Annotated in this window: 11 protein-coding genes; all 11 read left to right on the forward strand. The window is 71.5% G+C overall.

Going from position 1 to position 12,168, the window contains the following annotated elements; translation table 11 throughout:
* Positions 1-58: 58 nt before the first annotated feature.
* From ABWK59_RS19870 to nuoL, 11 genes are read left to right on the forward strand one after another with little or no spacing between them, the layout of a single operon-like run.
* Complete coding sequence (locus ABWK59_RS19870; RefSeq protein WP_354641945.1) at positions 59-613, forward strand: NuoB/complex I 20 kDa subunit family protein; 555 nt, start codon at positions 59-61, stop codon at positions 611-613.
* Positions 610-1,335: an NADH-quinone oxidoreductase subunit C gene (locus ABWK59_RS19875; RefSeq protein WP_354641946.1), complete on the forward strand. Its 726-nt coding sequence runs from the start codon at positions 610-612 to the stop codon at positions 1,333-1,335. Before ABWK59_RS19870 ends, ABWK59_RS19875 begins: the two co-directional genes overlap by 4 nt.
* A complete protein-coding gene (locus ABWK59_RS19880) occupies positions 1,335-2,660 on the forward strand; it encodes an NADH-quinone oxidoreductase subunit D (RefSeq protein WP_354641947.1) in 1,326 nt (441 codons plus the stop codon). Before ABWK59_RS19875 ends, ABWK59_RS19880 begins: the two co-directional genes overlap by 1 nt.
* On the forward strand, positions 2,657-3,397 hold the full coding sequence (gene nuoE, locus ABWK59_RS19885; protein ID WP_354641948.1) for an NADH-quinone oxidoreductase subunit NuoE: 741 nt from the start codon (positions 2,657-2,659) through the stop codon (positions 3,395-3,397). Before ABWK59_RS19880 ends, nuoE begins: the two co-directional genes overlap by 4 nt.
* On the forward strand, positions 3,397-4,755 hold the full coding sequence (nuoF, locus tag ABWK59_RS19890) for an NADH-quinone oxidoreductase subunit NuoF (RefSeq protein WP_354641949.1): 1,359 nt from the start codon (positions 3,397-3,399) through the stop codon (positions 4,753-4,755). Before nuoE ends, nuoF begins: the two co-directional genes overlap by 1 nt.
* Positions 4,752-7,193, forward strand: coding sequence for an NADH-quinone oxidoreductase subunit G (locus ABWK59_RS19895; RefSeq protein WP_354641950.1), 2,442 nt, complete (start codon positions 4,752-4,754; stop codon positions 7,191-7,193). The genes nuoF and ABWK59_RS19895 overlap by 4 nt, the downstream gene beginning before the upstream one ends.
* Positions 7,193-8,524, forward strand: coding sequence for an NADH-quinone oxidoreductase subunit NuoH (nuoH, locus tag ABWK59_RS19900; RefSeq protein ID WP_354641951.1), 1,332 nt, complete (start codon positions 7,193-7,195; stop codon positions 8,522-8,524). Before ABWK59_RS19895 ends, nuoH begins: the two co-directional genes overlap by 1 nt.
* A 6-nt stretch (positions 8,525-8,530) precedes the next feature.
* Positions 8,531-9,109 carry an NADH-quinone oxidoreductase subunit NuoI gene (nuoI, locus tag ABWK59_RS19905; RefSeq protein WP_354641952.1) on the forward strand — a complete coding sequence of 193 codons (579 nt, stop codon included), beginning with the start codon at positions 8,531-8,533 and terminating at the stop codon, positions 9,107-9,109.
* Positions 9,106-9,957 (forward strand): NADH-quinone oxidoreductase subunit J, encoded by an 852-nt coding sequence (locus tag ABWK59_RS19910; protein ID WP_354641953.1) that lies wholly within the window; start codon positions 9,106-9,108, stop codon positions 9,955-9,957. Before nuoI ends, ABWK59_RS19910 begins: the two co-directional genes overlap by 4 nt.
* Positions 9,954-10,253, forward strand: a complete 300-nt coding sequence (gene nuoK, locus ABWK59_RS19915) for an NADH-quinone oxidoreductase subunit NuoK (protein ID WP_354641954.1) — start codon at positions 9,954-9,956, stop codon at positions 10,251-10,253. Before ABWK59_RS19910 ends, nuoK begins: the two co-directional genes overlap by 4 nt.
* A 14-nt stretch (positions 10,254-10,267) precedes the next feature.
* Positions 10,268-12,166, forward strand: a complete 1,899-nt coding sequence (gene nuoL / locus ABWK59_RS19920; RefSeq protein WP_354641955.1) for an NADH-quinone oxidoreductase subunit L — start codon at positions 10,268-10,270, stop codon at positions 12,164-12,166.
* Positions 12,167-12,168 lie beyond the last annotated feature (2 nt).

Consider the following 12,168-nt stretch of genomic DNA (forward strand, 5'->3'; position numbering starts at 1 on the left):
GAACCGTTTGTGAACGGGCGTACAAGCCACCGGACTTGAGGGCATTGAGAGGGTACAGATGGGAATCGAGGAGAAGCTGCCGAGCGGCTTTCTGCTCACCAGCGTGGAGGCCGCCGCGGGGTGGGTGCGGAAGGCGTCGCTCTTCCCCGCCACCTTCGGGCTCGCCTGCTGCGCGATCGAGATGATGACCACCGGCGCCGGCCGCTACGACCTGGCCCGGTTCGGCATGGAGGTCTTCCGCGGCTCGCCGCGCCAGGCCGACCTGATGATCGTGGCCGGCCGGGTGAGCCAGAAGATGGCGCCGGTGCTGCGGCAGGTCTACGACCAGATGGCCAACCCGAAGTGGGTCATCTCGATGGGCGTGTGCGCCTCCTCCGGCGGCATGTTCAACAACTACGCGATCGTCCAGGGCGTGGACCACATCGTCCCGGTCGACATCTACCTGCCGGGCTGTCCGCCCCGGCCGGAGATGCTGCTGGACGCCATCCTCAAGCTCCACGACAAGATCCAGCACGAGAAGCTCGGCGTGAACCGCCGCCGGGCCGAGGAGGAGGCCGAGCGCGAGGCGCTGCAGGCCGTCCCCACCAGCGAGATGGGGGGGCTGCTGCGATGAGCGAGCAGAACGGCGGGCCGGACGGCCCCGAGACCGTCCCCGCCACCCGCCGGGAGATCCCGGTCGAGGTGGTCGGCGCCCGGCGCGGCATGTTCGGCGGCCAGGGCACCGGCGACACCTCCGGCTTCGGCGGCCTGCAGGCCCCGATCGTGCTGCCCTCCGCCAGCGAGCGCCCCTACGGCGGCTACTTCGACGAGGTCGCCGACGAGTTCGAGGGCGCCCTGGAGGAGCAGGGCCTCGACGTCTCCGAGGTGATCGAGAAGACCGTGGTCGACCACGGCGAGCTCACCTTCCACATCGCCCGCGAGCACCTGCCGGCCGCGGCCCGGACGCTCCGCGACGACCCCGCGCTCCGGTTCGAACTCTGCCTCGGCGTCAGCGGCGTGCACTACCCGCAGGACCGCGGCCGCGAGCTGCACGCCGTCTACCACCTGCGGTCGATCACCCACGGCCGGCTGATCCGGCTGGAGGTCACCGCCCCGGACGCCGACCCGCGGATCCCCTCGGTGGTCAGCGTCTACCCGACCAACGACTGGCACGAGCGCGAGGCCTACGACTTCTTCGGCCTGGTCTTCGACGGCCACCCGGCGCTCACCCGGATCATGATGCCCGACGACTGGCTGGGCCACCCGCAGCGCAAGGACTACCCGCTCGGCGGCATCCCCGTCGAGTACAAGGGCGCCCAGATCCCGGCGCCCGACCAGCGGAGGTCGTACAGCTGATGAGCACCGAATTCCACGCCGGCCCCCGCGACACCACCGAAGGCCGGGTCTTCACCGTCACCGGCGGCGACTGGGGCGAGGTCGTCGAGGCCGCCGCCCGGGCCGACGACGAGCGCATCATCGTCAACATGGGTCCCCAGCACCCGTCCACCCACGGCGTGCTGCGGCTGATCCTGGAGATCGACGGCGAGACGGTCACCGAGGCCCGCTGCGGCATCGGGTACCTGCACACCGGCATCGAGAAGAACATGGAGTTCCGCAACTGGGTCCAGGGCACCACCTTCGTGACCCGCATGGACTACCTCACGCCGCTGTACAACGAGACCGCCTACTGCCTGGCCGTCGAGAAGCTGCTCGGCATCACCGCGGACGTCCCCGAACGGGCCACCGTCATCCGCGTCCTGATGATGGAGCTGAACCGGATCTCCTCCCACCTGGTGGCCCTCGCCACCGGCGGCATGGAGATCGGCTCCACCACCCTGATGATCTACGGCTTCCGCGACCGCGAGGTCGTCCTGGACATCTTCGAGCTGGTCACCGGCCTGCGCATGAACCACGCGTACGTCCGCCCCGGCGGCCTCGCCCAGGACCTCCCGCCCGGCGCCGTCGACCAGATCCGCGAGGGCATCGCCCTGCTCCGCTCCCGGATGCACGAGTACGACAAACTCGCCACCGACAACCCGGTGTTCAAGGCCCGCCTGGTCGACGTCGGCCACCTCGACCTGGCCGGCTGCCTCGCGCTCGGCGCCACCGGCCCGATCCTGCGGGCCACCGGCCTGCCCCACGACCTGCGCAAGTCCGACCCGTACTGCGGCTACGAGGACTACGAGTTCGACGTCGCGGTGGCGGACTCCTGCGACTCCTACGGCCGGTTCCTGATCCGGCTGGAGGAGATGCGGCAGTCCCTGCGGATCGCCGAGCAGTGCCTGGAGCGGCTGCGCCCCGGCCCGGTGATGGTGGCCGACAAGAAGATCGCCTGGCCGTCCCAACTGGCCGTCGGCCCGGACGGCATGGGCAACTCGCTCGACCACATCCGGAAGATCATGGGCACCTCGATGGAGGCCCTGATCCACCACTTCAAGCTGGTCACCGAGGGCTTCCGGGTCCCGGTCGGGCAGGCGTACACGGCGGTCGAGTCGCCCAAGGGCGAGCTCGGGGTGCACGTGGTCAGCGACGGCGGGACCCGCCCGTACCGGGTCCACTTCCGGGACCCCTCGTTCACCAACCTGCAGACGATGGCGGCGATGTGCGAGGGCGGCCAGGTCGCCGACGTGATCGTCGCGGTGGCCGGGATCGACCCGGTGATGGGAGGCGTGGACCGGTGAGCAACGTCGAACTCGGCCTGCCGGCGCTGCCGGCCAAGCCGTACCCCCAGGAGGTGCACGACCGGCTCGCGCGGGACGCCGCCGAGCTGATCGGGCGCTACCCCCAGTCCCGCTCCGCGCTGCTGCCGCTGCTGCACCTGGTGCAGGCCGAGGAGGGGCACGTCAGCCCCACCGGCATCCGGTTCTGCGCCGAGCAGCTGGACCTCACCACCGCCGAGGTCACCGCCGTCGCGACCTTCTACACCATGTACCGCCGCCGCCCGGCCGGGAAGTACCACGTCGGGGTCTGCACCAACACCCTCTGCGCGGTGCTCGGCGGCGACCAGATCTTCGAGGAGCTCAAGCAGCACCTCGGCGTGGAGAACAACGAGACCACCGCCGACGGCGAGATCTCCCTCGAACACATCGAGTGCAACGCGGCCTGCGACTACGCCCCCGTGGTGATGGTCAACTGGGAGTTCTTCGACAACCAGACCCCGCAGAGCGCCCGGCAGCTGGTCGACCAGCTGCGGGCCGGCACCGAGGTGCAGCCCACCCGCGGCGCCCGGCTCTGCACCTTCAAGGAGACCGCCCGGATCCTCGCCGGATTCCCCGACGAGCGCCCAGGCGCCGTCGACGCCTCCGGCGCGGGCGGCGCCCCCTCCATGGCCGGCCTGCGGCTCGCCCGCGGCGAGGCCCTGCCCGGCACCCCCGGCACCAAGGTGGTATCCCCCCGGCACGAAGGGACGGAAGCGTGATGACCTCCGCCGAGCCGGCCGAGAAGCTGCTCGCGCCCGTGCTCTCCGCATCCTGGGACGACGACCGGCCCTGGACCCTCGGCACCTACCTCCGCCACGACGGCTACCGCGGCCTGCGCACCGCCCTCGGCATGCCGCCGGACGAGGTGATCGCCCTGGTCAAGGACGCCGGACTGCGCGGCCGCGGCGGCGCCGGCTTCCCCACCGGCATGAAGTGGCAGTTCATCCCGCAGAACGACGGCAAGCCGCACTACCTGGTGGTCAACGCCGACGAGTCCGAGCCGGGCACCTGCAAGGACATCCCGCTGCTCTTCGCCAACCCGCACGCGCTGATCGAGGGCATGGTCATCGCCTCCCACGCGATCCGCTGCGACCACGCCTTCATCTACCTGCGCGGCGAGGTCGTCCCGGTGCTCCGCCGGCTGCACGCCGCGGTCGAGGAGGCCTACCGGGCCGGCTACCTCGGCCGGGACATCCTCGGCTCCGGCGTCAACCTGGACATCACCGTCCACGCCGGCGCCGGCGCGTACATCTGCGGCGAGGAGACCGCCCTCCTCGACTCGCTGGAGGGCCGCCGAGGCCAGCCCCGGCTGCGCCCGCCGTTCCCCGCCATCGCCGGCCTGTACGCCTGCCCGACGGTGGTCAACAACGTCGAGTCCATCGCCTCGGTGCCGCCGATCCTGACCCGCGGCAAGGAGTGGTTCAAGGCGCTCGGCACCGAGAAGTCCCCCGGCTTCACGCTCTACTCCCTCTCCGGGCACGTCACCAACCCCGGCCAGTACGAGGCCCCGCTCGGCATCACCCTGCGCCAGCTGCTGGACATCAGCGGCGGCATCCGGGCCGGGCACCGGCTGAAGTTCTGGACCCCGGGCGGCTCGTCCACCCCGATGTTCACCGAGGAGCACCTGGACGTGCCCCTCGACTACGAGGGCGTCGGCGCGGCCGGCTCCATGCTCGGCACCAAGGCCCTGCAGGTCTTCGACGAGACCACCTGCGTGGTCCGCGCGGTCACCCGCTGGACCGAGTTCTACGCCCACGAGTCCTGCGGCAAGTGCACCCCCTGCCGCGAGGGAACCTACTGGCTGGTCCAGCTGCTCCAGCGGATCGAGGCCGGCCAGGGCGTGGACGGCGACCTGGAGAAGCTGCTGGACATCGCCGACAACATCAACGGCAAGTCCTTCTGCGCCCTCGGCGACGGCGCCGCCAGCCCGATCGTCTCCTCGCTCCAGTACTTCCGCGCCGAGTACGAGCAGCACATCCAGGAACGCCGCTGCCCGCTGGACCCGGCGGCCTCCACCGTCTGGGCCGACCAGCCCGGAGCCCACCCGTCCGCCACCGAGAGGGAGGTGCACGCGTGACGATCACTCAGCCCTCCACCGAGGTGGAGCTGGTCACGCTCACCATCGACGGCGTCGAGGTCACGGTGCCCAAGGGCACCCTGGTGATCCGCGCCGCCGAGCAGATCGGCACCCAGATCCCGCGCTTCTGCGACCACCCGCTGCTCGACCCCGCGGGCGCCTGCCGGCAGTGCATCGTCGAGATCGAGGGCCAGCGCAAGCCGGTCGCCTCCTGCACCATCCCGGTCGCCGAGGGCATGGTGGTCCGGACGCAGAACAGCTCCCCGGTCGCCGAGAAGGCCCAGCGCGGCGTGATGGAACTGCTGCTGATCAACCACCCGCTGGACTGCCCGGTCTGCGACAAGGGCGGCGAGTGCCCGCTGCAGAACCAGGCGATGTCCACCGGCGACCCGGAGAGCCGCTTCGAGGGCGTCAAGCGCACCTACGAGAAGCCGATCCCGCTCAGCAGCCAGGTCCTGCTCGACCGCGAGCGGTGCGTGCTCTGCGCCCGCTGCACCCGCTTCTCCCAGCAGATCGCCGGCGACCCGTTCATCGACCTGGTCGAGCGCGGCGCCCTCCAGCAGGTCGGCACCGGCGAGGGCGACGACCTCCGCTCGTACTTCTCCGGCAACACCATCCAGATCTGCCCGGTCGGCGCCCTGACCTCCGCGGCCTACCGCTTCCGCTCCCGCCCGTTCGACCTGGTCTCCTCGCCCAGCGTCTGCGAGCACTGCTCGGCCGGCTGCGGCCAGCGCACCGACCACCGCCGCGGCAAGGTGCTGCGCCGCCTCGCCGGCGAGGAGCCGGAGGTCAACGAGGAGTGGAACTGCGACAAGGGCCGGTTCGCCTTCCGGTACGCGCAGCAGCGCGACCGGCTGGCCGAGCCGCTGGTCCGCGACGAGAGCGGTGAACTCGTCCCCGCCTCCTGGCCCGAGGCGCTCGCCCGCGCCGCCGAGGGCCTGCGCGGCGCCCGCACCGGCGTGCTCGCCGGCGGCCGGGTCACCGTCGAGGACGCCTACGCCTACGCCAAGTTCGCCCGGGTGGTGCTCGGCACCAACGACGTGGACTTCCGCGCCCGCCCGCACAGCGAGGAGGAGGCCGAGTTCCTGGCCGCCGCCGTCGCCGGCCACGGCGTGGACCTGGACGGCACCGGGCCGAGCTACCGCGACCTGGAGGCCGCCCCGGCGGTCCTGCTGGCCGGGCTGGAGCCCGAGGAGGAGGCGCCGATCGTCTTCCTCCGGCTGCGCAAGGCCAACCGGGCCGCCGGGCTGCGGGTCTTCGCCGTCGCCGCGCACGCCACCCGGGGCCTGGCCAAGCTCCGCGGCGCGCTGCTGCCCGCCGCCCCCGGCACCGAGGCCGAGTGGCTGAACGCACTGGCGGGCGACGAGGTCCTCGCCGACGACGCCGGCCGGGCCGCCGACGCGCTCCGCTCGCCCGGCGCCGTGATCCTGGTCGGCGAGCGGCTGGCCCAGGTCTCCGGCGGCCTCACCGCCGTCCTCCGGCTGGCCCACGCCACCGGGGCCCGGCTCGCCTGGGTCCCCCGCAGGGCGGGGGAGCGCGGCGCGGTCGAGGCCGGCGCCCTGCCCGGGCTGCTGCCCGGCGGCCGCGCCGTCCCGGTACCGGCCGCCCGCGCCGACGCCGCCGCCCGCTGGGGCGTCGCCGACCTGCCCTCCCGGCCCGGCCGGGACACCGACGGGATCCTGGACGCGACCGTCCGCGGCGACCTGGACGCGCTGCTGCTCGGCGGCGTCGGCCTGGAGGACCTGGCCGACCCGGCGCTCGCCGAGGAAGCCCTGACCCGGGCCTCCTTCGTGGTCTCGCTGGAGCTGCGCCCGTCCGCCGCCACCCGGCACGCCGACGTGGTGCTGCCGGTCGCCGCGGTGGCCGAGAAGGCCGGCACCTTCCTCGACTGGGAGGGCCGGGTGCGGATGTTCGAGGCCGCCCTCAAGCCCGACCAGCTGATGGGGCGCCACCTCTACCCGGACGTCCGGGTGCTCGACATGCTCGCCAGGGCGCTGGACCGGCCGCTCGGCCTGCCCGACGTCCGGGCCGCCCGGCTGGAGCTGGACACCTTCGCCCCCTGGGAGGGCGACCGTCCGGCCGCCCCCGCCGCCCACCCGGCGCCGCTGCCCCGCCCGGCCACCGGCCAGGCCGTCCTGGCCGGCCACCGGATGCTGCTGGACAACGGCACCCTCCAGGACGGCGATCCGCACCTGGCCGGCACCCGGCACCCGGCGCTCGCCCGGATCTCCCCGGCCACCGCCGAGGAGATCGGCGCCACCCGGGCCCTGCGGGTCACCGGCCCCGGCGGCTCGCTGTCCCTCCCGCTGGAGATCACGGACGGCATGCCCGACCGCACGGTCTGGCTGCCGCTCAACTCCACCCCGGGCGGCGCCCACCGCGCCCTCGGCACCACGGTCGGCCACCTGGTCACCATCGCCGCCGCCGAGGAGGCGTGATGCTGCTCGCTTCTTCCTACGACACGCTCAGCTACTTCGGCCGCGACCCGTGGTGGCTGGTCCTGCTGAAGGCCGTGTTCGTCTTCGCCTTCCTGGTCCTCACGGTGCTGATCGCGATCGTCTGGGAGCGCAAGGTCGTCGCCTGGATGCAGTTGCGGATCGGCCCCAACCGGCACGGCCCCTGGGGCATGCTGCAGTCCCTGGCCGACGGCGTGAAGCTGGCGCTCAAGGAGGACCTGGTGGTGAAGGGCGCCGACAAGGCGGTCTACATCCTGGCCCCGATCGTCAGCGCCATCCCCGCCTTCATGGCCTTCGCGGTGATCCCGTTCGGACCCGCCGACGACCAGGTGTCGATCTTCGGCACCCGGACGCCGCTCCAGCTCACCGACCTGCCGATCGCCCTGCTCTACATCCTGGCCGTCGCCTCGGTGGGCATCTACGGGATCGTCCTGGCCGGCTGGTCCTCCGGATCCACCTACCCGCTGCTCGGCGGCCTCCGCTCGGCCGCCCAGATGGTCAGCTACGAGATCGCGATGGGCCTGTCCTTCGCGGCGGTGTTCATCTACTCCGGCTCGATGTCCACCTCGGAGATCGTCGCCTCCCAGCAGCCGACCTGGTTCGCCGTCCTGCTGCCGGTCTCGTTCATCGTCTACATCATCGCCATGGTCGGCGAGACCAACCGCGCGCCGTTCGACCTCCCCGAGGCCGAGGGCGAGCTGGTCGGCGGCTTCAACACCGAGTACTCCTCGCTGAAGTTCGCGATGTTCATGCTGGCCGAGTACGTCAACATGGTCACCGTCTCCGCCGTGGCCAGCACCCTCTTCCTGGGCGGCTGGCGGGCCCCCTGGCCGATCTCCACCTTCTGGGAGGGCGCCAACCACGGCTGGTGGCCGATGCTGTGGATCATCATCAAGATCCAGCTGCTGCTGTTCTTCTTCATCTGGCTGCGCGGCACCCTTCCCCGGCTCCGCTACGACCAGTTCATGAAGCTCGGCTGGAAGGTGCTGATCCCGGTCTCGCTGGTCTGGCTGGTCATGGTGTCCACCGTCCGCGCCCTGCGCAACGAGGGCTACGACTTCGCCGAGGTGGTCCTCTACGCCGGCGCGCCGATCGGCGCCCTGCTGCTGATCGCCCTGGTCTGGGACGTGATGCGGCGCCGCCCGGCCGCCGGGACCGAGCCGCCCGCCCCCGAGTTCGACCCGATGGCCGGCGGGTACCCGGTGCCCCCGATGCCCGGCCAGGAGCTCCCGCCCGTACCGCGCCGGCCCAGCCGGGCGCCGAAGCAACTCCAGGACGCCCTCAACGGGGCCGACCATTCCGAAGGGAGCTGAGCCGAGATGTCCGAACCCACCGACAAGTCGATCCTTGGCCCGGCCGCCGGCTTCGGCGTGACCTTCAAGGCCATGTTCAAGAAGCGGCTCACCGAGCAGTACCCGGAGCAGAAGAAGCCCACCGCTCCGCGCTTCCACGGCCGCCACCAGCTGAACCGGCACCCCGACGGCCTGGAGAAGTGCGTCGGCTGCGAGCTGTGCGCCTGGGCCTGCCCGGCCGACGCCATCTACGTGGAGGGCGCCGACAACCGGGACGAGGAGCGCTACTCGCCCGGCGAGCGGTACGGCGCGGTCTACCAGATCAACTACGCCCGCTGCATCCTCTGCGGGCTCTGCGTCGAGGCCTGCCCGACCCGCGCGCTCACCATGACCAACGAGTACGAGCTCGCCGACTCCAGCCGCGCCGACCTCATCTTCACCAAGGAACAGCTGCTGGTCGGCCTCACCGAGGGCATGGTCGACAGCCCGCACGCCCTCTACCCGGGCACCGACGAGGGCGCCTACTACCGCGGCGAGATCACCGCGGCCGCCCCCGGCACCGTCCAGCAGGAGCGGCACCAGCCGGAGAAGGAGGTGCGGTCATGACCTCGACCGGAGAGGCCGTCCAGTTCTGGGTGCTCGCCGTGATCGCGGTCGGCGGCGCGCTCGGGATGCTGCTGACGAGGAAGGCGGTGCACAGCGCGCTCTGCCTGTGCGCCACCATGCTGGCGCTCGCGGTCTGCTACCTGGCCCAGGGCGCCGTCTTCCTCGGCGTGGTGCAGATCGTCGTCTACACCGGCGCGATCATGATGCTCTTCCTGTTCGTCGTGATGCTGGTCGGCGTCACCAGCGCCGACTCGCTCACCGAACAGCTCAAGGGCCAGCGGCCGGCCGCCGTGCTCTGCGGACTGGGCCTCGGCGTCCTGCTGATCGCAGGCCTCGCCAACGCCAAGCTCTCCCACTTCACCGGCCTGTCCGAGGCCAACGCCGAGGGCAACGTCCAGGGCCTGGCCAAGCTGATCTTCACCCGGTACGTCTGGGCCTTCGAGATCACCGGCGCCCTGCTGATCACCGCCGCCATCGGCGCCATGGTCCTCACCCACCGCGAGCGGGTCCGCGTGGCCCTGACCCAGCGCCAGCTCGCCGCCCAGCGGGTCAGGGACAACATCCAGCTGCCCCCGAAGCCCGCCCCCGGCGTGTACGCCCGGCACAACGCCGTGGACATCCCGGCCCTGCTGCCGGACGGCACCATCGCCGAGGACTCGGTCATGGGCACCCTCCGCGAGCGCGGCCAGATCCGCGACGTCAGCCGGGAGATGCTCGACCGGATGGCCGAACTGGAGGAGTCCACCGCCGACCTGCTCGGCCGCCCCTCCTCCGCCCGCCCGCCGGTGCCCGCCCCCGAGCGGCGCCCGGCGCTGGAGACCGTCCCGACCAAGGAGGAGGCGGAGTGAATCCGGTCAACTACCTCTATCTCTCCGCCCTGCTCTTCACCATCGGCGCCAGCGGCGTGCTGATCCGCCGGAACGCGATCGTCCTGTTCATGTGCGTCGAGCTGATGCTCAACGCCGCCAACCTGGCGCTGGTCACCTTCAGCCGGATGCACGGCAACCTGGACGGCCAGATCATCGCCTTCTTCACCATGGTGGTCGCGGCGGCCGAGGTCGTGGTCGGCCTCGCCATCATCGTCTCCATCTTCCGGACCAGGCACTCCGCCTCGGTCGACGACAGCAACCTGATGAAGCTGTAGGCGGAGGGCCCACGGTGAACTCTCTGATTCCGCTGCTGGTCGCGCTCCCGCTGGCCGGCGCCGCCCTCCTGCTGCTCGGCGGGCGACGACTGGACCGGTTCGGGCACTGGCTCGGCACCCTGGCGGCCCTGGCGTCCTTCGCCCTCGGCCTGACCCTCTTCTCGGACATGCTGGGCCGCGAGGCCGAGCACCGAGCCGTCCACGAGTACCTCTACACCTGGATCTCGGTGAACGGCTTCCAGGCCGACATCGCCTTCCAGCTCGACCAGCTGTCCATCACCTTCGTCCTGCTGATCACCGGCGTCGGCACCCTGATCCACCTCTACTCGGTGGGCTACATGGCCCACGACGAGCGCCGCCGCCGGTTCTTCGGCTACCTCAACCTCTTCCTCGCCGCCATGCTGCTGCTGGTCCTGGCGGACAACTACCTGCTGCTGTACTTCGGCTGGGAGGGCGTCGGCCTCGCCTCCTACCTCCTGATCGGCTTCTGGCAGCACAAGCCGAGCGCCGCGACCGCCGCCAAGAAGGCGTTCATCGTCAACCGGGTCGGCGACATGGGCCTCTCGATCGCCATCATGCTGATGTTCGTCGAGTTCGGCTCCTTCACCTTCGGCCCGGTCTTCGGCGCCGCCGGCCAGGCCGGCGAGGGCAAGCTCACCGCCATCGGCCTGATGCTGCTGCTCGCCGCCTGCGGCAAGTCCGCCCAGGTGCCGCTGCAGTCCTGGCTCGGCGACGCCATGGAGGGCCCGACCCCGGTCTCCGCCCTGATCCACGCGGCCACCATGGTCACCGCCGGCGTCTACCTGATCACCCGCTCCGGGCCGATCTTCAACCTCGCCCCCGACGCCCAGACCGCCGTGGTCGTGGTCGGCGCCGTCACCCTGCTCTTCGGAGCCGTGGTCGGCTGCGCCAAGGACGACATCAAGAAGGCCCTCGCCGCCTCCACCATGTCCCAGATCGGCTACATGGTCCTCGCCGCCGGCCTCGGCCCGATCGGCTACGCCTTCGCCATCATGCACCTGGTGACCCACGGCTTCTTCAAGGCCGGGCTCTTCCTCGGCGCCGGATCGGTCATGCACGGCATGAACGACGAGGTGAACATGCGTCGCTACGGCGGCCTGCGCAAGCTGATGCCGGTCACCTTCGTCACCTTCGGCCTCGGCTACCTCGCCATCATCGGCTTCCCCGGCCTGTCCGGCTTCTTCTCCAAGGACCTCATCATCGAGGCCGCCTTCTCCAAGGGCGGCACCCAGGGCTGGATCCTCGGCGGCTGCGCCCTCCTCGGCGCCGCGATCACCGCCTTCTACATGACCCGGGTCATGATCCTCACCTTCTTCGGCGAGCGCCGCTGGCAGCCCGACCCGGTCACCGGCGAGGAGCCCCACCCGCACGAGTCGCCGAGGACCATGGTCGTCCCGATGGTCGTCCTGGCCGTCGGATCGGTCTTCGCCGGCGGGATCTTCGCCCTCAACAGCTCCTTCGCCCACTGGCTGGAGCCGGTCACCGGCCTCACCGAGGAGCACGGCCCGCTCTCCCCGGCCGTGGTCACCGTCCTCACCTCGGTCTGCGTCCTGGCCGGCGTGCTGGTCTCGTACCTGATGTACGGCCGCTCGCCCGTCCCGGTCGTCCCGCCGATCGGTTCCCCGCTCACCCGGGCCGCCCGCCGCGACCTGCTCCAGGACGACTTCAACCACGCCGTCCTGGTCCGTCCCGGCTCCGCGCTCACCGCCACGCTGGTCTACTTCGACAGCAAGGGCCTGGACGGCTTCGTCAACGGCCTGGCCGCCGCCATCGGCGGCATCTCCAGCCGGCTGCGCCGGATCCAGACCGGTTTCGTCCGCACCTACGCCCTCTCCATGTTCGGCGGCACGCTGGTGCTGGTCGCCACCACTCTCCTGATGAGGTCCGTGTAATG

Source organism: Kitasatospora sp. HUAS MG31 (assembly GCF_040571325.1).
GTDB classification, from domain to species: Bacteria; Actinomycetota; Actinomycetes; order Streptomycetales; family Streptomycetaceae; genus Kitasatospora; species Kitasatospora camelliae.